Annotated in this window: 28 protein-coding genes; 18 read left to right on the forward strand and 10 right to left on the reverse strand. The window is 36.4% G+C overall.

Going from position 1 to position 22,206, the window contains the following annotated elements:
• Positions 1-280 precede the first annotated feature (280 nt).
• The 8 genes from K2N75_RS05420 (at position 281) to K2N75_RS05455 (ending at position 8,651) form a co-directional block, all read left to right on the forward strand.
• Positions 281-733: a hypothetical protein gene (locus K2N75_RS05420; RefSeq protein WP_297679849.1), complete on the forward strand. Its 453-nt coding sequence runs from the start codon at positions 281-283 to the stop codon at positions 731-733.
• 262 nt (positions 734-995) lie between these two features.
• A complete protein-coding gene (locus K2N75_RS05425; protein WP_297679850.1) occupies positions 996-1,643 on the forward strand; it encodes a ferritin family protein in 648 nt (215 codons plus the stop codon).
• Between the two features lie 159 nt (positions 1,644-1,802).
• Positions 1,803-4,634, forward strand: coding sequence for a cytochrome c biogenesis protein CcsA (gene ccsA, locus K2N75_RS05430; protein WP_297679851.1), 2,832 nt, complete (start codon positions 1,803-1,805; stop codon positions 4,632-4,634).
• Positions 4,635-4,833: 199 nt separating this feature from the next.
• A complete protein-coding gene (gene thrS / locus K2N75_RS05435; protein WP_297679852.1) occupies positions 4,834-6,651 on the forward strand; it encodes a threonine--tRNA ligase in 1,818 nt (605 codons plus the stop codon).
• Positions 6,648-7,163: a translation initiation factor IF-3 gene (gene infC / locus K2N75_RS05440; protein ID WP_297679853.1), complete on the forward strand. Its 516-nt coding sequence runs from the start codon at positions 6,648-6,650 to the stop codon at positions 7,161-7,163. Before thrS ends, infC begins: the two co-directional genes overlap by 4 nt.
• A gap of 24 nt (positions 7,164-7,187) precedes the next feature.
• Positions 7,188-7,382 (forward strand): 50S ribosomal protein L35, encoded by a 195-nt coding sequence (gene rpmI / locus K2N75_RS05445; protein ID WP_005021283.1) that lies wholly within the window; start codon positions 7,188-7,190, stop codon positions 7,380-7,382.
• A gap of 94 nt (positions 7,383-7,476) precedes the next feature.
• Entirely contained in the window at positions 7,477-7,830 is a 354-nt protein-coding gene (gene rplT, locus K2N75_RS05450) for a 50S ribosomal protein L20 (protein WP_297679854.1), read from the forward strand.
• A gap of 83 nt (positions 7,831-7,913) precedes the next feature.
• Positions 7,914-8,651, forward strand: coding sequence for a hypothetical protein (locus K2N75_RS05455; protein ID WP_297679855.1), 738 nt, complete (start codon positions 7,914-7,916; stop codon positions 8,649-8,651).
• Between the two features lie 362 nt (positions 8,652-9,013).
• Here K2N75_RS05455 and K2N75_RS05460 read toward each other — a convergent pair whose 3' ends face one another.
• From K2N75_RS05460 to mltG, 6 genes are all read right to left on the reverse strand, one after another.
• Positions 9,014-9,577, reverse strand: a complete 564-nt coding sequence (locus tag K2N75_RS05460; protein WP_297679856.1) for a 2-oxoacid:acceptor oxidoreductase family protein — start codon at positions 9,575-9,577, stop codon at positions 9,014-9,016.
• On the reverse strand, positions 9,574-10,407 hold the full coding sequence (locus K2N75_RS05465; RefSeq protein WP_297679857.1) for a 2-oxoglutarate ferredoxin oxidoreductase subunit beta: 834 nt from the start codon (positions 10,405-10,407) through the stop codon (positions 9,574-9,576). Before K2N75_RS05465 ends, K2N75_RS05460 begins: the two co-directional genes overlap by 4 nt.
• A gap of 1 nt (position 10,408) precedes the next feature.
• Positions 10,409-11,536: a 2-oxoglutarate synthase subunit alpha gene (locus K2N75_RS05470; protein WP_297679858.1), complete on the reverse strand. Its 1,128-nt coding sequence runs from the start codon at positions 11,534-11,536 to the stop codon at positions 10,409-10,411.
• A gap of 10 nt (positions 11,537-11,546) precedes the next feature.
• Entirely contained in the window at positions 11,547-11,858 is a 312-nt protein-coding gene (locus K2N75_RS05475) for a 4Fe-4S binding protein (protein ID WP_115551099.1), read from the reverse strand.
• Positions 11,859-11,951: 93 nt separating this feature from the next.
• Complete coding sequence (locus K2N75_RS05480) at positions 11,952-12,893, reverse strand: malate dehydrogenase (RefSeq protein WP_297679859.1); 942 nt, start codon at positions 12,891-12,893, stop codon at positions 11,952-11,954.
• A 168-nt stretch (positions 12,894-13,061) separates the two neighbouring features.
• Positions 13,062-14,012, reverse strand: coding sequence for an endolytic transglycosylase MltG (gene mltG / locus K2N75_RS05485; protein WP_297679860.1), 951 nt, complete (start codon positions 14,010-14,012; stop codon positions 13,062-13,064).
• Between mltG and K2N75_RS05490 the strand changes: the two genes are divergently transcribed.
• Together K2N75_RS05490 and nth are read left to right on the forward strand one after the other, a co-directional pair.
• On the forward strand, positions 13,945-16,536 hold the full coding sequence (locus K2N75_RS05490) for an AsmA-like C-terminal domain-containing protein (RefSeq protein ID WP_297679861.1): 2,592 nt from the start codon (positions 13,945-13,947) through the stop codon (positions 16,534-16,536). The genes mltG and K2N75_RS05490 overlap by 68 nt on opposite strands.
• A gap of 15 nt (positions 16,537-16,551) precedes the next feature.
• On the forward strand, positions 16,552-17,244 hold the full coding sequence (gene nth, locus K2N75_RS05495; RefSeq protein WP_297679862.1) for an endonuclease III: 693 nt from the start codon (positions 16,552-16,554) through the stop codon (positions 17,242-17,244).
• A gap of 68 nt (positions 17,245-17,312) precedes the next feature.
• Here nth and K2N75_RS05500 read toward each other — a convergent pair whose 3' ends face one another.
• Genes K2N75_RS05500 through K2N75_RS05515 form a run of 4 tightly spaced genes read right to left on the reverse strand, consistent with a single transcriptional unit; the run spans position 17,313 to position 17,979 of the window.
• A complete protein-coding gene (locus K2N75_RS05500) occupies positions 17,313-17,438 on the reverse strand; it encodes a hypothetical protein (RefSeq protein ID WP_297679863.1) in 126 nt (41 codons plus the stop codon).
• Between the two features lie 5 nt (positions 17,439-17,443).
• Positions 17,444-17,620, reverse strand: a complete 177-nt coding sequence (locus K2N75_RS05505; RefSeq protein WP_297679864.1) for a hypothetical protein — start codon at positions 17,618-17,620, stop codon at positions 17,444-17,446.
• Between the two features lie 50 nt (positions 17,621-17,670).
• On the reverse strand, positions 17,671-17,820 hold the full coding sequence (locus K2N75_RS05510) for a hypothetical protein (RefSeq protein ID WP_297679865.1): 150 nt from the start codon (positions 17,818-17,820) through the stop codon (positions 17,671-17,673).
• Positions 17,821-17,850: 30 nt separating this feature from the next.
• Positions 17,851-17,979, reverse strand: a complete 129-nt coding sequence (locus K2N75_RS05515; RefSeq protein ID WP_297679866.1) for a hypothetical protein — start codon at positions 17,977-17,979, stop codon at positions 17,851-17,853.
• Positions 17,980-18,233: 254 nt separating this feature from the next.
• On the opposite strand from K2N75_RS05515, the gene rpsJ reads away from it, so the two are divergent.
• The 8 genes from rpsJ to rpsC are packed head-to-tail and all read left to right on the forward strand — an operon-like array spanning position 18,234 to position 22,204.
• Positions 18,234-18,545 carry a 30S ribosomal protein S10 gene (rpsJ, locus tag K2N75_RS05520; protein ID WP_115551095.1) on the forward strand — a complete coding sequence of 104 codons (312 nt, stop codon included), beginning with the start codon at positions 18,234-18,236 and terminating at the stop codon, positions 18,543-18,545.
• Positions 18,546-18,554: 9 nt separating this feature from the next.
• Positions 18,555-19,133 carry a 50S ribosomal protein L3 gene (gene rplC, locus K2N75_RS05525; RefSeq protein ID WP_297679867.1) on the forward strand — a complete coding sequence of 193 codons (579 nt, stop codon included), beginning with the start codon at positions 18,555-18,557 and terminating at the stop codon, positions 19,131-19,133.
• Positions 19,130-19,744: a 50S ribosomal protein L4 gene (gene rplD, locus K2N75_RS05530; protein ID WP_297679868.1), complete on the forward strand. Its 615-nt coding sequence runs from the start codon at positions 19,130-19,132 to the stop codon at positions 19,742-19,744. The genes rplC and rplD overlap by 4 nt, the downstream gene beginning before the upstream one ends.
• Before the next feature lies 1 nt (position 19,745).
• Positions 19,746-20,027, forward strand: coding sequence for a 50S ribosomal protein L23 (locus K2N75_RS05535; protein ID WP_006801862.1), 282 nt, complete (start codon positions 19,746-19,748; stop codon positions 20,025-20,027).
• A gap of 10 nt (positions 20,028-20,037) precedes the next feature.
• Positions 20,038-20,865 carry a 50S ribosomal protein L2 gene (gene rplB / locus K2N75_RS05540; RefSeq protein ID WP_115551092.1) on the forward strand — a complete coding sequence of 276 codons (828 nt, stop codon included), beginning with the start codon at positions 20,038-20,040 and terminating at the stop codon, positions 20,863-20,865.
• Between the two features lie 9 nt (positions 20,866-20,874).
• Complete coding sequence (gene rpsS / locus K2N75_RS05545; RefSeq protein ID WP_297679869.1) at positions 20,875-21,156, forward strand: 30S ribosomal protein S19; 282 nt, start codon at positions 20,875-20,877, stop codon at positions 21,154-21,156.
• Between the two features lie 11 nt (positions 21,157-21,167).
• Positions 21,168-21,497 (forward strand): 50S ribosomal protein L22, encoded by a 330-nt coding sequence (gene rplV / locus K2N75_RS05550; protein ID WP_297679870.1) that lies wholly within the window; start codon positions 21,168-21,170, stop codon positions 21,495-21,497.
• On the forward strand, positions 21,497-22,204 hold the full coding sequence (gene rpsC, locus K2N75_RS05555) for a 30S ribosomal protein S3 (protein ID WP_297679871.1): 708 nt from the start codon (positions 21,497-21,499) through the stop codon (positions 22,202-22,204). The genes rplV and rpsC overlap by 1 nt, the downstream gene beginning before the upstream one ends.
• Positions 22,205-22,206 lie beyond the last annotated feature (2 nt).

Here is a 22,206-nt window from a genome sequence, read left to right on the forward strand (position 1 = left end):
AGATGTGTATAAGAGACAGCATAAAATCTAGAGATTCTTAAGCTTTTGAAAGTTTTTAAGAAAAGATTACATAAGGATTCCATAATGAGATTCAATATCATCAAACCATCTCTCTCTTAATTAGTTCTTTTGACTTTTTAAAATTTCTTTTCTATTTCTATCCATTTTTTTGGATTCCACTCCACTTTTTGTTTCTTTCTTCTCATTTATTCAGTCTTCAAACTTTCAAGATTCCACTTTTGATTCCCTCTTTGTTCCGTTCTTTGCAAAAGGAATCTCTATGAGTATAGGAAGTAAGATTTATAAACGATTTGGTTTAAAGTTTGCTTTAGCTTATAGAATCAGGAAAACAAAGAGAAAGATTCTAAGAAAAACCTTTGTGCAAAAACCTTTAATGCTTTATTTTCTCTTTAATCTTCAAAGAGATTTCAAAGCCTTTAGAATCTATCGCACTTTAAGACAACAAAATATTCTTATAGCTAACCCAAAGAATCTAAAATTCATTCTCCAGCATTATAAATTAATCCTACAATGGCTAAACTCTAAAGAATTTAAAGAACAATACATTACTACTAACCACCCTTATCTTCCCTTATTAAATCCTAAGAGATTGAATGCGCACAATGTTTTATCATTGAAAGGAAGTGTAACAGACGAAGCAATCCATAATCAAGAAAAGAATAATTCAAACAATGGAATCGTTAAAGTAGTGCAAGAGGATAGATTGCCATAGCCTCTAAACAAGGCTTTGCAAGGACGAAGTAGATGATTTACTTTATATAAAATTATAGATTGCTTCGCTACACTCGCAAAGGCAAGGTCGTAGCAAGATAATAATAGTCATGATTTGATAAATAGTCTTGCGATGGAAGAAACACAGAATCGCGAAGACGCAGCTTGCATCTTAAGAGATAAAAATAAATTAATGGATAAAGTTTATTAATTAAAAAAAATATGCTATAATTTCAGCCTAAATTTTATTAAAGGATTTGTTGATGAGGCAATACGAAACTTATAAATGTCAAAAATGTGGCAATGAAGTGGAAGTGCAAAATGTAGGTGGTGGAACACTTAGTTGTTGTGGAGCAGAAATGACCTGTATCACCACTGACTTAACAGCAGTTAATCTTATGAAAGCTTTTGCTGGAGAATCTATGGCACGCAACAAATATGATTTGTTTGCCGATGTGGCACAAGAGGAAGGTTGGCACGCAGTAGCAAAACATTTCAGAGAAGCAGCAGAAAATGAAAAATGGCACGCAAGAGCAGAGTTTAAAGCGTATCATAAAATTGTAGATGGTAAAGAGTTGGATATTACAACCAAAAACCTTATTACAGCCGCAGAGGGCGAAAATTATGAACATACGATTATGTATCCAAACTTCGCTAAAATCGCTGAAGAAGAGGGCAAAAAAGATATTGCGCGACTCTTTACAGCTATTGGTAAGGTAGAAGTAGAACACGAAAGAGAATATTTAGAACTCAAGAAAATGCTAGATGAGGAGGGATTCTTTGAAAGCAGTAATGAGGAAGTTTGGGTTTGTGAAATCTGCGGACATATTCATAGAGGCAAAAAGGCTCCCGGTGCTTGCCCGCTTTGTAAGGCTTCACGCGAATATTTCAAACGTGAATTTTTAGGTTAATTTTTGTTTTATCATAGAGCCAAACTCAAGGCTCTATGACTTTTTACTTCCTTGACTTTTTAATTTTTCATTTAATTTTAATTCATTTGCCATTTGTTAATGAATCCTAAAAAACCTTTGGGTAAAATAACGTTTTTTATTTTGAATTTAGGGAAAAGTATGAACCAAGTGCAAATATTTGTAAATGGTATAGTGAAAGGATTTTGCAGTTTTTTTGTTACATTTGTTTTACTTCTTGCTTATGGAAGTGCCTGTGCGGTGGCAACATTTGTAGAAAATGACTTTGGCACACCAAGCGCGAAAGCATTGATTTATAATACTGCTTGGTTTGATTTGTTACACTTGTTATTAGTGCTGAATCTGATAGGTGTTTTGATTTTTTCGCGTGCTTGGCAAAGGAAAAAATACGCCTCCTTTTTGTTTCATAGCTCTTTGATTGTTATTTTTATCGGTGCAGCAATGACGCGTTATTATGGCTTTGAGGGCGTAATGCACATACGAGAGGGCGAAAGAAGCAATACCATAGAATCTCAAGAGGAATTTATTACGATTTTAGCAAAGATAGAGGACAAGCTCTACCGCGCTTTTTTCCCGACTACAATTACACCTTTGGTGCAAAAGAAATTTCATCAAACCTTGCCTTTTGAGGGGGATAATTTGTCTGTGCAGTATTTGGATTATCTCCCTGCCAAAGACAAAATGGATTTGGATAGATTAAAAGTTAAGGTGAGTTTTAAGGGAGAAAGCCAAGAAATAGAAATTATCAAAAATTCAAAGGGAGAAAATATTACTCCTTTTGTGCTTGGAGAAACAAGGTTTGCGCTTGATTGGGGTAGCAGAGTGGTGGCATTACCCTTTTTTATAGAACTAAAAGATTTTCAACTTGACCGCTATGCTGGCTCTATGAGTCCCTCTTCGTATGCTTCAGAAGTCGTGGTAATTGACCCAAAAAACAATGTAGAAAAGCCTTATAAAATCTTTATGAATAATGTTTTGGATTATGGAGGATTCCGCTTTTTTCAATCTTCGTATGATTTAGACGAGCAAGGCACGATTTTATCAGTTAATCACGACCCGGGGAAAATCCCAACTTATATTGGTTATACGATGTTGGTCATCGGGCTTTTGTGGGAGTTTTTTGCCAAAAATGGGAGATTTGTGCGCTTGAGCAATTATTTGAAATCCCAAAATTTAGCGATTGCGCTTGTTGTGGGCTTAAGTATGAGTATGCCTTTGTATGCAAGTGGAGAAAATACCAACGATACAGAACAAATGGCGCAAAATATAGAATCTCAAAACCCACATATTCAAGGAGAATTAGAGATTCCACCTATTACCAATGAAAGCATTTTGGATTTGATTAAAAATCTAAAAGAAAAAAGCAAAGAGCATTCCGAGCGATTCGGGAAATTGCTTGTGCAGGATTTTGGCGGGCGTATGAAACCTGTGGATACTTTGGCAATGGAATATGTGCATAAAATGACGAAAAAAGATGGCTTCTTAGGGCTTAATAATATGGAATTATTTTTGGGAATGATGGTTTATCCCAATGAATTTAAAAAAGTCAAAATGCTTGCGCTCTCCACTCCAAAGCTTAAAGAAGTTATCGGAGTAAGCCAAGAAGAAAAATACATTGCCTTTGAAGATTTGTTTGTGGGGGAAACTTATAAATTAAGCAATTATTTAGAAGATGCGAATCGCAAAAAGCCTGCTATGCGGGATAAGTTTGATAAAGATGTAATAAGCGTTGATGAGCGTGTAAATGTTGCTTATCTGATTTATACCGCGCAAGCTTTGCGTATTTTGCCGAGTTTTAGCGGTGAGGGAGACAAGTGGTTTGCTCCAAGTGATGCGATTGCCAGCTTTGACAAAGAAAGCGCAAGTCAGCTTCAAAAGCTTTTTGGAGCGTATTTTAATAGTTTCCATTATGGTTTGGTAGAGAATAAATGGGAAAATGCAGATTTAGCACTTGATGCGCTAGAGAAGATTCAGCAAAAATTTGGTGCAAATTTGATTCCGCCACAAACGCAAATTGATTTGGAAATCTTTTTGAATCACTATAATCTTTTTAAAAACCTTATGCCGCTTTATTTGGTTTGTGGAATCCTGCTTTTTGCAGTGGTGCTTGTGCAGATTTTCCGACATAAAAAAGCAGATATTTTGGTGAGTCGCGTGCTTTATTGGGCGATTTCGCTTTTGGTATTGTTGCACGCAGTGGCACTTGGTGTGCGCTGGTATGTGGGAGGACACGCGCCGTGGAGCAATGCGTATGAATCTATGATATATATTGCGTTTGCTTCAGGAATCGCGGGTGTTGTGTTTTTTAAGAAAAGTTATTTGGCACAAAGTATGGCAAGTTTTTTAGCTGGAATTTCGCTTTTTGTGGCACATTTGGGATTTATGGACCCACAAATTGGCAATTTAGTCCCTGTGTTAAAGTCCTATTGGCTTAATATTCACGTTTCTATTATTACCGCAAGCTATGGATTTTTGGGGCTTTGTTTTATGCTTGGTGCGCTTACCTTGCTTTTGTTTATTTTTAGAAGCGCGAAATATCCCGAATTAGACCGCACGATTCTAACTTTACACACGATTAATGAAATGGCAATGATTCTAGGGCTTGCAATGCTTACGATTGGAAACTTTTTAGGTGGTGTTTGGGCAAACGAGTCTTGGGGGAGATATTGGGGGTGGGACCCAAAAGAGACTTGGGCTTTGATTTCTATTGTCGTTTATATTGTTGTCTTGCACGCGCGTTTTGTGCCAAAAGGAGATAATCCTTATGTCTTTGCTTCGCTTAGCGTGATTGCATTTTATTCTATCTTGATGACTTATTTTGGAGTGAATTTTTATCTCTCTGGATTGCATTCTTACGCAGCGGGAGACCCTTTGCCAATTCCCATCTTTTTGTATTATTTTGTTGGTTTTACGATTCTGCTTATCCTCTTGGCTGCGCGTAAAGGGGATTTACCTTCGCCAAAACTTCCTTAAAATGCAATAGGGATTCTCCATAAAAGCTTTGTTGCAATGACGAATCTCAATATGCAATGGTAGCGTGCATATTGCATATTGGGAGTAGCAGAATCCAAAATCTAACAATATTTATAATTCTCAAAATCTTTTAAGCGTTAGTTGTCTATTTTTTTGCTATAATCTATACTTATTTTTTAATTTTAAAGGGCAAGATTTTATGTCTGTAATCATTGGTATCAAAGCAAATAACGCAATTTATGATACACAAAGTGCGGAGGAACTGGGCTTAAAAGGCGAGCCGATTTATTTTGATAATTCCGAAGAATCGCTTGCTATTATGCGCCATACTTGCGCGCATTTAATGGCAGAAGCCATTAAAGCACTTTATCCTGAAGCACAATTTTTCGTCGGTCCTGTGGTGGAAGAGGGATTTTATTATGATTTTCGCATACACCAAAAAATCAGTGAAGAAGATTTGAGTGTAATAGAATCCAAAATGAAAGAAATCGCCAAAAAGGGTGAGAAAATTATAAAATACCATCTAAAACGAGAAGAAGCAATCACAAAATTTCAAAACGATGATTTAAAGCAGGCAGTCATTCGCAAGATTCCGCTAGGTGATGGGACTTTGAGCATTTATTCGCAAGGAGATTTTGAAGATTTGTGTCGTGGTCCGCATTTGCCAACTTTAAAATTGCTAAACGCCTTTAAGCTTACAAAAATTGCTGGTGCTTATCTTGGAGGAGATGAAAAGGCTGAAATGCTAACAAGAATTTATGGGATTGCCTTTGCTGACAAAGAATCTTTGAATCAGTATTTAAGACAATTAGAAGAAGCCAAAAAGCGCGACCATAGAAAAGTGGGTATGGAAATGGAGCTTTTCACCTTTGATGAGGAAATCGGAGCGGGATTGCCCATTTGGTTGCCTAAGGGAGCTAGGCTTAGACGCAATCTTGAAAATCTCTTGACGCAAGCCCTCATTGAGAGAGGATATGAGCCTGTGCGCGGTCCAGAGATTCTAAAAAGTGCAGTGTGGAAAACAAGCGGACATTATGCAAATTATGGCGAAAATATGTATTTCACAACGATTGATGAGGTGGAATATGGCATCAAGCCTATGAATTGCGTTGGGCATATCAAAGTCTATCAAAGCGCATTGCGTAGTTATCGCGAATTGCCTTTACGATTCTATGAATATGGCGTGGTGCATCGCCACGAGAAAAGTGGAGTTTTGCACGGATTATTGCGTGTGCGTGAATTTACCCAAGATGATGCGCATATTTTCTGTCGCCCAAGCCAAATTGCAAGTGAAGTAGAAAATATCATTGATTTCACACAAAAAATTATGAATGCCTTTGGGTTTAGCTATGAAATGGAGATTTCTACTAAGCCAGAAAAATCTATCGGTAGTGATGCGGTATGGGAACAAGCAACAGAAGCATTAAAAGGCGCGTTAAATCGCTGTGGAATCTCTTATAAGATTGACGAGGGGGGCGGGGCGTTTTATGGTCCTAAGATTGATATTAAAATTACCGATGCAATTGGGCGCAAGTGGCAGTGTGGCACGGTGCAAATTGATATGAATTTGCCAGAGAGATTTGACTTAACTTACACAGATGAGAACAACACAGCACAGCAGCCTGTGATGATTCATCGTGCAATTTTGGGTAGTTTTGAACGATTCGTAGCGATTCTAACAGAGCATTTTGGAGGAGAATTTCCATTTTTTGTTGCGCCAGCCCAAGTGATTATTATTCCAATCAATGAAGCTCAAAATGCTTATGCCAAAGAATTGCGTAATACACTTTTAAAAGTTGGTGTTTATGCAGAAATTGATGAAAAAAGCGAAACGCTTAACAAGAGAATCCGCAATGCAGAGAAGCAAAGAGTGCCAATTATTGCAGTTTTGGGTGCTAAGGAAATGGAGGAAAGAAAAGTAGCAGTGCGCAATCGCCGCACTAAAGAACAATCCAATGTAAATTTTGATGATTTTATTCAATTCAATAAGGAGAAAATGCGTGAGGTTAGCTTTTGAGTAAGAATGATGAAATAGTCCTCAATGAGGAAATAGACTTTCCACAAATTCGCTGTGTGGGTGATGATGGTGAGCAATATGGGTTGATTAGCTCTGAAGAGGCTTTAAAGATTGCCGATAGTAAAGGTTTGGATTTGGTTTTAATCGCACCAGATGCAAAGCCGCCAGTGTGTAAAATAATGAATTATGGTAAATTTCGTTATCAACAAGAAAAAAAGCAAAAAGAAGCCAAGAAAAAACAAAAGCAAATTGAAATTAAAGAAATCAAGCTCTCTGTGAAGATTGCGAGCAATGATATTAATTACAAAGTAAAACACGCAAAAGAATTTTTAGAGGAAAATAAGCATGTGCGATTCCGTGTGTTTTTGCGTGGGCGCGAAGTAAGCGAACCTCAAGCAGGTTTTGAGGTGCTAAATAAAGTTGCTTCAATGCTTGAAGAGGTTGCAAATATTGACAAAGATTATAAGGTAGAAGGTCGCTATGTCAATATGCTTGTAACACCCAAAAAATAATTTATCTTATGAAAGGAGAAAGCAATGCCAAAGATGAAAACAAATCGTGGTGCAGCTAAGAGATTCAAACTCAAAAAGAATCTTATTAAACGCGGTTCTGCTTTTAAAAGTCATATTTTGACTAAAAAGCGTCCAAGAAAAATTGCAAACTTGAATGCGCCAAAATATGTTCATGATGCCAACATTGAATCAGTAAAAAAAATGCTTTGTATGGCATAGGTTAAAGAAGTTTCATACATAAAAGTATGTCATTCCCCAATTTTTGGGCAAGTTTGGTAGATAATACCACACCACAATATGGTAAAGGATAAAAATGGCAAGAGTTAAAACAGGAGTTGTGCGAAGACGTCGCCACAAAAAGGTTTTAAAATTAGCGCGTGGATTTTATAGTGCAAGACATAAGCATTTCAGGAAGGCTAAAGAGCAGCTAGAAAGAAGTTTATGTTATGCATTCCGTGATAGAAAGCAAAAGAAAAGAGACTTCAGAAAGCTTTGGATTGTGAGAATCAATGCAGCTTGCAGAATCAATGCGATAAGCTATTCAAGATTTATGTTTGGATTGAAAAAAGCTGGAATCACACTAGATAGGAAAATTTTGGCAGATATTGCAATGAATGAGCCTGTTGCATTTGCAAAAATTGTTGAAAGTGCCAAAAAAGCACTCTAAAGCATTTAGGGATTCTTAAAAATAGAATCCCTAAATTCAAATTTTTTTAAATTAATAAAAAATATTAATTTCAAAGGATTTTAATGTTAAAGAAGTTAGCTTTTATTGGTATATTTTGGTTTGGTTTGAGTATAAATGCGTGGGCAGAGATGTTAATCAAGCAGGATTTAAGCGTCAGCATAGAAGTGGAAGCTGCGAAATATATTAGTTTTATAAACATTAGAGAGAGTGAATCTTTGCGAAAACTTAAAAGTTTGAGTGTGGAAGATAAAAATACCATCATCAAAACTTATAATGCCTTAAATACTTTTTTGGGAGAGGATAGTATTTGCAAGGGTGGAAGTTTCAATATTGAGCCAATTTACGAATACAAAAATGGCAAAAAAATGCAGAATGGATTTGGAACACATTATAGTTTAAATTGTGAATTTACAAAAGAACAAAAGAAATCTTATGACCAAATCATTCAAAAAATCGAAGATGAGGCAAGAAAGAATCCTTATTTATTATTTGCTCTGCCAAGTATTGAAAAAGTCCTAGATGAAAAAAAGCTTGCGGAGATAGATGAGCAATTAAATATGGAGTTGTTAGGGCTTGCTATGCAAAAAGCCAAAGAATATTCTAAGTTTTCTAAGCAAAAATGCAGTGTTAAGGAGATTAATTTAAGCCCAATAATACAAGAGCGCGTAATGCCTACAATGCTAAAAGCTTCTTTAAATGTTGCAAGAGATGAGGCAAAAGCACTAGAAAGTGTGAGTTTGCCAACTGCTAAACCTACACAAAAGATGGCACGAGGGAATGTTGTCTTTGGTTGTCGTTAGTTTTAAACAACCTCGTTCTTACAGGAAAGAATTTTATCTTTGAATCTTTATGGATTTCATAATAAATTTTGTTTATATAAAATTATAGATTGCCGCAGCTTCTAAAACAAGGCTTTGCAATGACATATCAACTCGTCCATTGCAAGCTTTAGCCGAAGCAATTATCTTGGCAATCAAATATTCTACTACAAGATAAAAATTGCAAATTGCTACGATTCTGCAAGTGGAATCTCACAAGAACAAAATACATTGCGATTTCTTGAATTTTTTGTGATGATGGAATGCGCGCCTTGAATTGCAAGGATAAATTTATATTGTATTGAGAAAAAAGTGAAATAATCCCAAACCCAAAGGGCTAGGGATTATAAAGAGCCTTTCGTTAAAGCTTCTTTAGCATATTTTTCGCCAAGCTCAAAGGCTTTTTTGTTAAGTTCTACAACTTTTGCAGGGACTTTGCTAATCATTGTGTCATAAACTAAATTTCTATCCACACATTGTGTTAGTGTTACGGTTACTGCTAGTGCTACAACAGATTGTGTTACGACATTGCCTACTTCATTTTTGGCAATGGTAATAATTGGAATTGGATAGATTTTAAATTTCTTTTTATCTTCTGCACTTGGAGTTACCAAATTTGGCTCTACTACAATAATCGCACCCTCTTTTAAGCCACCTTTGAACTGGTCATAGCTCACCTGTGCTGTGGAAAGCATATATTCTACTTCCCCATCATTTGCGTAAGGATAAAGAATCTCGTCCTCATCTAGCAGAATATCAACCTTTGTTGGTCCTCCCCGCACTTGAGAAGTATAAGTTGCAGCTTTGACACCATAGCCACCTGTTTTGATTTGTGCTTCTGCAAGGATTTCACCTGCTAGCAAAACACCTTGTCCTCCGACACCTGTAAAGCGGAGTTGTCTTCTCATTTTGCACCTCCTTTTTTTGCTTGTGCTTTTTCTCGCACTTGTTGATAAGCCTTGCAGTATTCCAATTTGTTTGTATCGTGGTACAAGATTCCTGTTGGATATTTTCCGATTCTTTCCTCTTCGCTTAATTCTTCGTATTTTTTCTTGGAAACAATACGGCTTTCAATCCATTTAAGTGTATTAATTGCTTCTCCCATTTTGTTTTTTCTACCAAGATTGACATGGCAGTTGCTAAAAATATCAAAGAAACTGAAGCCCTCATTGGAGAATCCCTCTATTAAAGCTTTTTCTAGTTTTTTAGGATCTAGCACAGATTCTCTTGCGACAAAGCTTGCGCCTGCTGCAATAGCAAGTTTGCACGGGTCAAATTCTGGATCTACATTGCCATATTGCGCAGTTACGGTCCACATTCCTTTGGGAGTAGTAGGTGAAGTTTGAGAATTTGTCAAACCATAAATAAAGTTGTTGATTAAGACATAATTAATGTCAATATTTCTTCTACAAGCGTGGATTGTATGATTTCCGCCGATTGCTAACCCATCACCATCGCCGCCCACAACAATTACCTTTTTTGTAGGATTTGCTAGTTTAATACCTGTGGCATACGCAAGTGTTCTACCATGTGTTGTATGCACGGTATTGCAATTCACATAAGAAGAAACGCGTCCGCTACAACCGATTCCACTAACTAAGCAAACATCGTCCATATTCCAGCCTAATTTATCAATCGCACGAACAATTGATTTTAAGATTACGCCATCGCCGCAACCCCAACACCAAAGTGTTGGCATTTTATCCACTCTTAAATATTCATCATAATTAAATGCCATTTTATAACTCCTTAATTTTGCTCATAATTTCCATTGGGGATAGCGGGCGTCCATTTGCTTTTGCAAGTAACGCAACTTCTTTTTTCATTGCAAGTTCCACTTCTTTGACATATTGTCCTTTATTGAGTTCTGCTACTAGAATCTTGTTAAATTTTTTGCCTAGTTTCGCAAGTTCTTCACTAGGGGAAGGCCAAAGCGTAATAGGTCTAAACAATCCGACTTTTTTTCCTTCATTTCGTAATCTATCCACAGCTTCTTTCGCACTTCTTGAAGTAGAACCATAAGCAATTAAAAGAATCTCGGCATCTTCTAGCTTGTATTCTTCATAAGTTACAATTTCTTGTTTTTTGCTTAAAATTTTATTGAAAAGCCTATCAATTAATTGTTGTGAAAGCACAGCATCTTCTGTGGGGAAGCCTGTTGGTCCGTGATGAAGTCCTGTAATATGGTAGCGATAACCTTTGAAGAAAGGATTAAGAATCGCAGGTTCATCTTGAGGTACATCGTAAGGTTTATAGGAGCTTTTATCTCCACTATAAACACGGCGATTGACTATTTTTTCTTGCATTTCATTCAAATCAGGCACAATCGCTTTGCCGTGCATATGCCCTAGCGTTTCATCTAAAAGCAAAAAGACAGGTGTCATAAACTTTTCTGCCAAGTTAAACGCGCGAAAAGTCTCTGTATAGGCTTCTTCTAGGCTACCCGGACATAAAGCAATGGATTGATAATCCCCGTGTGTTGGGTGTGCTGCTTGTGCAACATCTCCTTGAGCTACACGCGTTGGAAGTCCCGTAGATGGTCCTCCGCGCATAACATTGACAATTACCAAAGGTACTTCTGCCATAAAGCTAAGTCCAATTTGTTCAGCTTTTAAGGAGATTCCCGGTCCTGAAGTTGCTGTCATAGACTTTACTCCACTCATAGAAGCACCGAGTGCCACAGAGATTCCAGCAATCTCATCTTCCATTTGGATAAAACTTCCATTTTCTCTTGGAAGTAATACGCTCATCTCGTGAGCCACTTCGCTAGAAGGCGTGATAGGATAACCACCAAAAAACTTACAGCCTGCGTCAATCGCTGCGTGTGCAACCAATTCATTTCCGCTTGAAATTAATTCTCTACTCACTTCTTGCTCCTTATACAACCATATAGCCATTTGCTTTAATTGCTTCGGCTCTTTGTTTTGCTTCATCAGTTAATTTTGCAAATTTAAACTCTTTTCTATCTGCAACTGCGATAGCAAAGTCAGGACAATGCAATTCACATTCTTGGCAACCAATACAGCTTTCAGGGTGGAGTACTTCTACCATTTTGCCTAAAACTCTGTGTTCATCTAAACGCATAGCAAGTGTGCCTGTTGGACAAACAGACACACATAAATCACACGCCTTGCAACGATTTTCATTAACCCAAACCGGTGTATTGTTGGGGGCTTGTAATAATCCCATTTTAACTCCTTAATTTTCTAAATTTAAACCTATTTCCTAACATTCTGCATTTTTGTAAAAAGTCTTTATTAGCTTTGCCTCCTTGAAATAGATTTAGAAGTATTCATTTTTCAAAGCCTCAATCAAGCTTTTCACTGAATTAATAGAACGTTCAAATTGTGTTTTTTCTTCTGTATTTAATTTTAATTCTACAATGCGTTCAATTCCGTGGATTCCAAGTTCTACAGGAACACCGCCTACCACATCACTATAGCCATATTCGCCCTGCAACAATACAGAACAAGGTAGAATCTTATGACTATCACTCATAATTGCCCTAACCATTTCTGCTGCTGCTCTTGCAGGAGCGAAATAAGCTGAACCTTTTTTGAGGCAATTCACAATCTCTGCTCCCGCATTTCTCGTGCGGCGCACAATTTCTTCTATTTCGTTTTGGTTTAATAATTCAGTAAGCGGCACACCATTTACCATAGAAAAACGAGGAAGTGGCACCATTTCATCGCCGTGTCCGCCCATAACAGGTGCCATAATCTGACCCGGTGCGCATTGTAATTTTTCGTAAATGAAACTCACCATTCTTGCACTATCTAGCACACCCGCCATTCCCATAATTTGTTTGGGATTGAATCCTGTTTCCTTTAAAGCAGTATAAACCATTGCATCTAGTGGATTGGTAATCAAAACCACAATGGCTTCGGGTGAATTTTCTTTGATATTTTGGGAAACTTCACTAATGACTTTGGCGTTAGCAAAAAGTAAGTCATTGCGGCTCATTCCAGGTAGGCGTGGCGAACCAGCGGCAATCACAATCACATCACAGCCTTTCAAATCTTTAGGTGATGCAATGACACCGAGTTTGGTGAATTTCGTGCCTACACAAGAAGCTTGAAACATATCAAGCAACATTCCCCTTGCGCGGTCTTTGTCTTTGTCTTGTAAAACAATTTCATAAGGTGTTGTAGCTGAGAGAATATAAGCTAGAGTAGAGCCTACATTGCCCGCCCCGATAATTCCGACTTTTTTAACTCTTTCCATAATCTGTATCCTTAAACAATTATTTTCTGAATTTTAGGTTCTTTAAAAATTATTACCTAGATAAAAAGCAAAATTTTATTTAACTTTTTGCTCAACTTGTCTAAAAGTATTTTCAAGTATTTTTTCTTAAATTAATCTTATATTTTGACTTTTTGTCCGTGCTTTTTCTTATTTTGAAAAATTCTTTAAATGTTCATTGTAGTTTTTTGTAAAAGAATGCACGCCATTTTTGTTTCTTACAAAGTAGAGATAATCAACATTTGCAGGAAAAATTGCTGCTTGAATTGCTTTAAAGCTTACACTTCCAACAGGTGCTTTAGGGATTCCATCATAACGATAAGTATTGTAACTAGTTGTATCATTTCGTATCATTTCAGGAGTAATTTTGGTATGAGAATATTTACCATAATTCAAAGTGCCGTCCATTTGTAATCGCATTTTTTTGTCTAAACGATTCCGAATCACCGCAGAGACTAGAGGCATTTCCTCCTCATTTGCAGATTCTTTTTGGATAATAGAAGCAATGATGATATATCTAAACCATTGATTTTGGTCGTATTGCCCTAAAAATTTGATTGCCCATTTCTTATGTTCTTTTAAAGAAGTATTCACTAAATAATACATTAAATGTGTTTCACTGATTCCTTTGGGGACTTTGTAGGTATTTGCCAAAATAACACCCTCAATCATAGGGGCATAGTTTGTATAAGCTAAATGTAGAGCCTCTTCATTTAAATTTAATTTTTGACTTATGTTTTTGATAAAAAAATATAAAGTTTCACCCGGAATTAAGGTGATTTCTTCTAATGCAGCTTTTGCGTTTGCGAGTGCATAGAGAAAATCCCCTTTACTCAAGTGCGTGCGTCCAATATTGAGCCAACCACTTTGCGGATAACCAAAAAATCTTATGATTTGTTTATCGATGTTTAATAAATCAAAGTTATTTTTCTTTAAGTATGTTATAATTTCACTCGTCCCACCCTTTGGAATATAAACTACTTGGCTTGAATTCATTGGGATTTGTAAATAAAAACATAAAATAATGAGCAAAATGAAAAAACCATCTACTAAAACATTAAAGATTGTCTTATTTCTCATTTTTTTTGTTGGAATATTCATTGTTCTTTATACCTTTTTGTATAATGGAATTAAAATTGAGCGATTCGGACTAGCCGGCACACAAATTCAGGGATTTTATCTAAGATTAGATAAAAAATTGATTTTAGAAATAGAATCTTTAAATCTCAATAAAATAGAAACCTCGCATTCCCCTAATCATTTGGATATTAAAACGCAGATTCTTTATGCTAAAAATTTCCATTTTATTTTACAATATTTCCAAAAAATTAACATTCAACAAATTGATTTTCAAGATTATCAAGCCAATCTTTATTATGACGGAGATAATTTTACTTTAAATCTCCCAGAGGTTTATGCCAAAATCAACTTACAAGAAAATGCGTCTAAGGTTTTGATTCGTATTCAAGATTTGTATATGAAATCTTATGGAATCTACTATCAAGGCAGTGGAGTTTATGACTTGCGTCGCCAAAATGTGCAAATGGAGGGCAAGCTAAGTTTTGTCCATCGTGAGCATTATTATCCTTATATGCGTTTAAATTTACAAATGCAAAGCAATCTTAGGAATCTTACGATTAAAGGTTCTAGTGATACTTTTGTGGATATTAAATTTTTGCGCACTTTGCTACCGAAGTTTGAGAATAAGTTGGTAGAGGAATGGATTTTTGATAATTATAGTGTGGAATCGGCTAGAATTAATGAATTTGGCATTACGATTCCATTAAGAAGTAAAACAATCTTGCAAGATTCTCTTGCTTCCTTGTATGTGTTGGGTGAAGCACAAAATGCAGAAGTCATCTTTCACCCCAAACTTCCCCCAGCTCACGCGGATTCTGTGAAGCTCGTTTTTCAAAATAATTCTTTAGAATTTTATCCTCTGAATCCAACCTACCAACACCATAGCGCAAATGGTAGTCAAGTCGCTTTAAAAGACATCATAAGTGATAACCCATTGCTACAAGTGCATATTAAAACTAACACCGCATTGGATTCTGCAATTTTAAAATTGCTAGAGGCGTATGAGATTACTTTGCCGCTTAGTGCTCCCAATGCAAAGATTGCTTCAGACTTGTATATCGGATTAAATTTGGAGACATTGGATTTGACTGCTAAAGGAATCTTTAAATCAAAAGATATTGAAGTGTTGCTTCAAGGAGCTCCATTGATTTCTGATAGCTTGAATCTCCAACTTGATAATCATCTCATCAAAGTGGAATCCAAAAACACGAGTTATAAAAATTTGCTTCAAAGCGATTCTAATTTTGTGATTGATACGCAGGCAAAAACAATTAGTGGGGATTTGCTCATCGCCTCGCTTTTGCTTTCTAAGGAATCTCCTGAAGTTTTGCAGATTACAAATCAATCTTTGCCCTTTAATGTAAATTTTACGCAACGAGAAAAGATTGTTTTTGCGTTGCCAACTTTTAATTTTGAAGCAATTTTTGGACAAAACTATGTATTTAATTTAAACAAATTAAGTGCGATTCTGCCTTTTTCTAAAATCTTGCAGGAATACAAAATTACGGAGGGAATCTTGCAAGTTCGCACGCAAGATTTTGAAAAGTATTTTGCAGACATTTCTGTGCAAACAGGGCAAGAAATTTTGCGCAATAAGCAAGACAATGCACCGCTTCAAACAATAGATTTGACTTTTGATTATACTCCTTTGGGTTTTACTCTGCAATCCAAAGATGACTCTTTTGTTTTACAAAGCAATGCAGAGGCAAAAAGAATCAACTTAAAAAATCTTAGCTTAGGTTTAGATTTGGAACAATTTTCTAATAATAGCCCGAGTGATAATGTTCCAATTCTTATTAAAGGACAAGATTCTAATCTATGGATAAAGAATCGCAATATTTTAGCAGATTCTTTTGAAATTTCGCTTGTTAATGGAGAAATTAATGTGGGATTGAAGCATAAAAATGGACAAGCTAATCTTTATAAACGTGGCGATTCCTTGACAATAGATGCAAAAGAGTTTGGCGATGAATTTATCAATGCGATTCTACAAAAACAAGGCGTGCATAAGGGGCGGTTTTTTGTGAATGCAAACACAAATGAAAAGGGCGCGTTAATAGGAAAAATCACTCTTTTAAATACTTCCTTGAATGAATTGAATGTCTTGCAAAATATGATGGCATTTATTGATACGATTCCTTCCTTATTGACTTTGAAATCCCCGGGATTCAATCATAAGGGCTATTATGTTGATGAGGGAGTGGTAGAATTTGGCTTAAATGATGAGTTTTTAGCCATTGAAGTGCTTGATTTGAAAGGTTCTTCTATTGATATTAAAGGGCGCGGAATCGTGCAGATAGAATCGCAAGCCATTGATTTTAATGCGGAGTTGATTACAGCGAAGTCTTTTAGTGGAATCATCAATAAGATTCCGCTTGTGAATTATATTATATTAGGAGAGAATGGGACGATTTCCACAGCCTTTAAGATTGATGGCACATTAGAAAACCCGCAAGTGCATACACAAGCGGTGCAAGACTTTTTGCTCTCGCCTTTTAATGTCTTAAAGCGCGTGATTACTTCGCCCTTTGAAATCTTTAACTAAATAGAGGAAAAACAAATGCCAGAATCAAAACCCAAAAAAGATTCCAATATTACCAAGAAAATAAAAGTTAAGAAAGCTACCAAAGCAGAAATTGCTTGTATCAAAGCTTTATTTTTGGAGCATTATAAAAATGCAAAAACAGAGTTAAGCTATCGGAATGATTTTGAGCTTTTGATTGCAGTTATGCTTTCGGCTCAATGCACTGATAAGCGCGTGAATCTCATTACTCCAGCCCTTTTTGAAAAATATCCTACACCAGAGGCATTGAGTGGTGCTACTTTAGATTCTATTAAGGAATGTATCAAAACTTGCAGCTTTTTTAACAATAAGGCAGAGAATCTAAAAGCAATGGCAAAAGAAGTTTGCGAGCGATTTGGTGGAGAGATTCCACTAGAGCGCGAAGCATTGAAGTCTCTGCCCGGAGTAGGACAAAAAACAGCTAATGTTGTATTGATAGAATCTAAGGAAGCAAATTTCATCGCCGTAGATACGCATGTATTTCGTGTTTCTCATCGTTTAGGTTTGAGTAGTGCAAGCACGCCTCTTGCCACAGAAGAAGATTTGACAAGAATCTTTAAGGATAATCTCGCAACGCTTCATCAAGCAATGGTGCTTTTTGGACGCTATACCTGCAAGGCGGTGAATCCTAAATGCACCGAGTGTTTTTTAAGTCATTTGTGCAAAAGCAAGACTACTTATCGCTGCTAAAGGAGCAAAATGTGGAATCGCAACGCAGAATTGCAAATGAGATTCCGCATTAATCCTTCAAAATCGTGCTAATGAGGGCTTGAATATGCAAATCCATCGTATCTAAAGTCGGTGCAAGCCTTTGTGTCTCCAAAGAGTAAGGGTGATTCTGTGCAGGCAAGAATCATCGCCTCTATTCCTTGCTCCTTACGCATTCTTTCTATGATTTTAGGAATCTTTCTAGGCTTTCTTGTTTTAGGATTCCGAGTTCTAGCTCTTCTGCGATGATTGTGTGAATCAACTCCCGCTCTTTAGGGTTTGGCAGCAGCACTGCAACGCCTTGTTGTTGGAGTGGAGCTTGATAGAGAGAACCCTCCATTGTAGTTTTCATTTCCATCAAGCCGACTTTATGGAATCTTGAAGTTTGAATCGCCTTGCAGGTTTGCCCTACAATGCTAATGAGTGGAATCGGAGTTTTTGTAGATTGTCAAAAACCAAATGTCCTGTATTGCAAGCCATTGCAGCGACTTGTGCGCCTGATTTGATAAGAGTTTGTATGCCTTTATAAAAATAATTTTTTAGTTCTTGGAGATTCATTTTGGGTAATACGTATCACCTTAAAGGTGCTTAGACTTTCAATTGTGAGATTTGGAAAAAGGGTTTGCCTACGCATTTTTGCACACCATAAACAATGCCTTTGTAATAAGGAATCGTGGATTCTACACCCACGCCACCAATCAACCCTAGTTTTTTCATAGCAAACTCCTTAATTTTTGGGTTTATTTTTACTAACATTAAAGCAGAAAATGAACAATGGATAGAAAATTATAGTTGATTTTTGAAGCCTCTAAATTTTATTTATGTCCTTTTATAAAGGAAATAAATTATAAAAATATCAAAAAATATTATCAAAAAATATTGCTAAAAATAGGAATGTTTAGTATAATCTCGGCTTCCAAAATATACATCGGCAATTTAATGTTAGATGAGTTCTTTGAAGGAAAAATAATATGGAAAAAATTAGACTTAAGTTAAAAGCGTATGATCATCGCGTTCTTGACAGATCGGTTATCTCAATCGTAGAAGCTGTTAAGAGAACAGGTGCAGAGATTCGTGGTCCTATTCCGCTTCCAACTAAAAAAAGACGTTATACCGTCTTAAAATCTCCCCATATCAATAAAGATTCAAGAGAGCAATTTGAAATCAGAGTGCATACAAGAATCATTGATATTGTTTCAGCAACTCCAGAAACGGTGGATAGTCTGACAAAATTAGATATGGCACCAGAAGTGGATGTAGAAGTCCGTTCAATGGGAAAATAAGGGGTATAAATGGAATTTTTAGTAGAAAAAATTGGAATGAGCAGAACCGTTGCTAAACCAAGTATTCCTGTAACCTTGCTAAAAGTAAAATCTGCAAAGATTTGTGAAATCTTAGAAGGTGGTAAGGCACTTGTTGCTTATCAACAAGGCAAGAGTGTAAATAAATCTGTCGCGGGTCAGCAAAAAAAATATAATCTTGGTAAAGAATATAATAAATTTGCAACACTTCAAGTAAGCAATACGGAAGCAGGCGATTTAGATTTATCTGTTTTAGAGAGTGCAAAAAGAGTAAAAGTTTCTTTTAATACAAAAGGACGCGGTTTTAGTGGTGTAATGAAAAGATGGAATTTCCAAGGTGGTCCGGGAGCGCATGGTAGTAGATTCCACAGAGCTCCAGGTTCAATCGGGAATCGTGAGTGGCCAGGACGTGTTCAGCCGGGCAAAAAAATGGCAGGACATTATGGCGATGAAAAAGTAACAGTGCAAAACGAAATTATTTCTTTTGACAAAGAACATAATGTGCTTGTTTTGAGAGGTTCAGTTCCGGGATTTAAAGGTGCATTTGGTAAGTTAAAGGTTGTGAAATGAGTAAAGCAATTATTTTAGATAAAAACTTGAAAAAAGCTGGTGAAGAACAATTGCCAGAATCTTATAAAGACATCAATGCGCATAATCTTTATCTCTACATTAAATCATTTTTGGCGTCATTGCGCGCAAATAATGCAATGGCAAAGACGCGCGGTAGAGTGAGTGGCGGCGGTAAAAAGCCGTGGAGCCAGAAAGGTGGCGGTAGAGCAAGAGCAGGAAGCATTACTTCTCCTGTCTTTGTAGGTGGTGGTGTAGCACACGGACCAAGCAATAACAGAAACTACAATTTAAAAGTAAATAAAAAACAAAAAAGACTTGCATTGCAATACGCTTTACTAGAAAAAGCAAATGCAAATAGTTTATTTATTGTAGATAAGATTCAAATAGAAAGTGGTAAGACAAAAGATGCTTGTGCTTTGTTCAAAGCATTAAATCAACGCAATACTCTTTTTATTTCTGCATTGTTTGATGAAAAAACATTTTTGGCATTTAGAAACATTAAAGATTGTTATTTGATTGATAGTGCCGAATTAAATGCTTATCTTGTTGCGACATTTAGGTCTGTAGTGATTGAAAAATCGCTTTTTGAATCTATCACTAAAGAGGGTTAAGATGGCAAGTATTACAGATATTAAATCCATTATGTATACCGAGAAGTCTTTGAAGCTTCAAGAGCAAAGTGTTCTTGTGGTGCAAACTTCTCCAAAATTGAGTAAAACACAATTAAAAGAAGTGTTTAAAGAATATTTTGGTGTAACGCCTTTGTCAATTAATTCTTTGAGACAAGAAGGAAAAGTTAAGAGATTCCGTGGTGTTATTGGTAAAAGAAACGACTTCAAGAAGTTTTATGTGAAGCTTCCAGAAGGCGCAAAAATTGAATCTTTGGCAGTTTAAGGAGTAACAAATGGCAATTAAAACTTACAAACCATACACTCCAAGTAGAAGATTTATGAGTAATCTTAGTTCAGAAAATATTACTGCAAAAGCTAGTGTAAGAAAGTTATTGGTCAAACTTCCTGTGCATGCAGGACGCAACAATAATGGTAGAATCACAAGTCGTCATAAAGAGGGTGGAGCAAAAAAACTCTATCGTATTATTGACTTTAAGCGCAATAAGCATAATATTGAGGGCAAAGTCAGTGCGATTGAATATGACCCTTACAGAAATTGTAGAATCGCATTAATTAACTACAAAGATGGCGAAAAACGATATATTATTCAACCTAGTGGTTTAAAATTGGGAGATACAATTATCTCTGCAGAGGGTGGATTAGATATTCGTCTTGGCTATGCAATGAAGATTAAAAATATTCCAATTGGAACGGTGGTTCATAATATTGAAATGTATCCCGGACGCGGAGGGCAACTTGCAAGAAGTGCAGGAGCTAGCGCACAATTAATGGGTAGAGAGGGTAAATACTCTATTCTAAGAATGCCAAGTGGTGAAATGCGTTATATTTTGGGTGAATGTATGGCAACAATCGGAACCGTTGGAAATGAAGATTTTGCAAATATCTCTATTGGTAAAGCAGGACGCAATCGTCATTTGGGTATTCGTCCGCAATCAAGAGGTGCAGCAATGAACCCAGTAGATCACCCACATGGTGGTGGTGAGGGTAAAACAGGTTCTAGCGGACATCCAGTTTCTCCATGGGGTATGCCGGCTAAAGGTTATAAAACACGTAGAAAGAAAGCAAGTGATAAGTTGATTATCTCAAGAAGAAAAAAATAAGGAAAGTAAATGGCTAGATCAATAAAAAAAGGTCCTTTTGTTGATGAACATTTAATGAAAAAAGTGCTCAAAGCAAAAGAGACAAAAGATAATAAACCAATTAAAACATGGTCGCGCAGAAGCACTATTGTGCCTGATATGATTGGCTTTACTTTTAATGTGCATAATGGTAGAGCTTTCGTTCCTGTTTATGTAACAGAAAACCATGTGGGTTATAAGTTGGGAGAATTTGCTCCTACAAGAACTTTTAAAGGGCACAAAGGTAGTGTCCAAAAGAAAATTGGCAAATAAGGGAGATTCAAATGAGTAAAGCATTATTAAAATATATTCGTTTATCTCCTACAAAAGCAAGATTGATTGCAAGAGAAGTTCAAGGAATGAATGCTGAATTAGCGATTGCTTCATTAGAATTTATGCCAAATAAAGCGGCAAGAGTAATTTCTAAAGTAATCGCATCAGCAGTTGCAAATGGCGGCTATGAGGCTGAAAATGTAATTGTCTCTTCTTGTAGAGTAGATGCTGGTCCTGTGCTTAGACGTTTTACGCCTAGAGCAAGAGGTAGGGCAACTCCAGTTAGAAAACCGACTTCACATATTTTTGTAGAAGTAGCACAAAAAAGTAAGGATAAGTAATGGGTCAAAAAGTTAATCCGATTGGTCTAAGACTTGGTATTAATAGAAATTGGGAATCAAGATGGTTTCCTTCATTTGTTAGCGCACCACAAAATATAGCCGAAGACCATAAAATTAGAAAATTCTTGAAAAAAGAGCTTTATTATGCTGGCGTGAGTGATATTTTGGTGGAGCGCACTGCAAAAAAAGTCCGCGTAACAGTAGTTGCTGCTCGTCCGGGTATTATTATTGGGAAAAAGGGTGCAGATGTTGAAAAACTTAAAGAATCTCTAAAAAAGATTGTGGATAAAGATGTTTTTATTAATATTAAGGAAGTAAAAAAACCACAAAGTAATGCACAGCTATCCGCAGAAAGTGTTGCTACACAACTTGAAAGACGCGTTGCTTTTAGAAGAGCAATGAAAAAAGTAATGCAAGGTGCGATGAAATCTGGTGCAAGAGGAGTTAAGGTCCGTGTTTCTGGTCGTTTAGCTGGAGCTGAAATGGCAAGAACGGAATGGTATATGGAAGGTAGAATCCCACTTCATACTTTGCGGGCAAAAATTGATTATGGTTTTGCAGAAGCCTTGACAACTTATGGGAATATTGGTGTAAAAGTTTGGATTTTCAAAGGTGAGGTATTGCAAAAAGGAATCCAAGCAGATAAACAAAGTGAAGAGGGCGAAGAAAAATCCAATCGTCCGACAAGAAAAAGAAGGGGGCAATAAAC

The organism is Helicobacter sp. (assembly GCF_029067145.1).
Lineage (GTDB): Bacteria > Campylobacterota > Campylobacteria > Campylobacterales > Helicobacteraceae > Helicobacter_D.

Excerpts from the sequence above, each read along its gene's own strand:
- K2N75_RS05420 (WP_297679849.1), top strand. The coding sequence starts at position 281 with ATGAGTATAGGAAGTAAGATTTATAAACGATTTGGTTTAAAGTTTGCT.
- K2N75_RS05425 (WP_297679850.1), top strand. The coding sequence starts at position 996 with ATGAGGCAATACGAAACTTATAAATGTCAAAAATGTGGCAATGAAGTG.
- ccsA (WP_297679851.1), top strand. The coding sequence starts at position 1,803 with ATGAACCAAGTGCAAATATTTGTAAATGGTATAGTGAAAGGATTTTGC.
- thrS (WP_297679852.1), top strand. The coding sequence starts at position 4,834 with ATGTCTGTAATCATTGGTATCAAAGCAAATAACGCAATTTATGATACA.
- rpmI (WP_005021283.1), top strand. The coding sequence starts at position 7,188 with ATGCCAAAGATGAAAACAAATCGTGGTGCAGCTAAGAGATTCAAACTC.
- rplT (WP_297679854.1), top strand. The coding sequence starts at position 7,477 with ATGGCAAGAGTTAAAACAGGAGTTGTGCGAAGACGTCGCCACAAAAAG.
- K2N75_RS05455 (WP_297679855.1), top strand. The coding sequence starts at position 7,914 with ATGTTAAAGAAGTTAGCTTTTATTGGTATATTTTGGTTTGGTTTGAGT.
- K2N75_RS05460 (WP_297679856.1), bottom strand. The coding sequence starts at position 9,577 with ATGAGAAGACAACTCCGCTTTACAGGTGTCGGAGGACAAGGTGTTTTG.
- K2N75_RS05465 (WP_297679857.1), bottom strand. The coding sequence starts at position 10,407 with ATGGCATTTAATTATGATGAATATTTAAGAGTGGATAAAATGCCAACA.
- K2N75_RS05475 (WP_115551099.1), bottom strand. The coding sequence starts at position 11,858 with ATGGGATTATTACAAGCCCCCAACAATACACCGGTTTGGGTTAATGAA.
- K2N75_RS05480 (WP_297679859.1), bottom strand. The coding sequence starts at position 12,893 with ATGGAAAGAGTTAAAAAAGTCGGAATTATCGGGGCGGGCAATGTAGGC.
- K2N75_RS05490 (WP_297679861.1), top strand. The coding sequence starts at position 13,945 with ATGAAAAAACCATCTACTAAAACATTAAAGATTGTCTTATTTCTCATT.
- mltG (WP_297679860.1), bottom strand. The coding sequence starts at position 14,012 with ATGAATATTCCAACAAAAAAAATGAGAAATAAGACAATCTTTAATGTT.
- nth (WP_297679862.1), top strand. The coding sequence starts at position 16,552 with ATGCCAGAATCAAAACCCAAAAAAGATTCCAATATTACCAAGAAAATA.
- K2N75_RS05500 (WP_297679863.1), bottom strand. The coding sequence starts at position 17,438 with ATGCGTAAGGAGCAAGGAATAGAGGCGATGATTCTTGCCTGCACAGAA.
- K2N75_RS05505 (WP_297679864.1), bottom strand. The coding sequence starts at position 17,620 with ATGGAAATGAAAACTACAATGGAGGGTTCTCTCTATCAAGCTCCACTC.
- K2N75_RS05510 (WP_297679865.1), bottom strand. The coding sequence starts at position 17,820 with ATGAATCTCCAAGAACTAAAAAATTATTTTTATAAAGGCATACAAACT.
- K2N75_RS05515 (WP_297679866.1), bottom strand. The coding sequence starts at position 17,979 with ATGAAAAAACTAGGGTTGATTGGTGGCGTGGGTGTAGAATCCACGATT.
- rpsJ (WP_115551095.1), top strand. The coding sequence starts at position 18,234 with ATGGAAAAAATTAGACTTAAGTTAAAAGCGTATGATCATCGCGTTCTT.
- rplC (WP_297679867.1), top strand. The coding sequence starts at position 18,555 with ATGGAATTTTTAGTAGAAAAAATTGGAATGAGCAGAACCGTTGCTAAA.
- rplD (WP_297679868.1), top strand. The coding sequence starts at position 19,130 with ATGAGTAAAGCAATTATTTTAGATAAAAACTTGAAAAAAGCTGGTGAA.
- K2N75_RS05535 (WP_006801862.1), top strand. The coding sequence starts at position 19,746 with ATGGCAAGTATTACAGATATTAAATCCATTATGTATACCGAGAAGTCT.
- rplB (WP_115551092.1), top strand. The coding sequence starts at position 20,038 with ATGGCAATTAAAACTTACAAACCATACACTCCAAGTAGAAGATTTATG.
- rpsS (WP_297679869.1), top strand. The coding sequence starts at position 20,875 with ATGGCTAGATCAATAAAAAAAGGTCCTTTTGTTGATGAACATTTAATG.
- rplV (WP_297679870.1), top strand. The coding sequence starts at position 21,168 with ATGAGTAAAGCATTATTAAAATATATTCGTTTATCTCCTACAAAAGCA.
- rpsC (WP_297679871.1), top strand. The coding sequence starts at position 21,497 with ATGGGTCAAAAAGTTAATCCGATTGGTCTAAGACTTGGTATTAATAGA.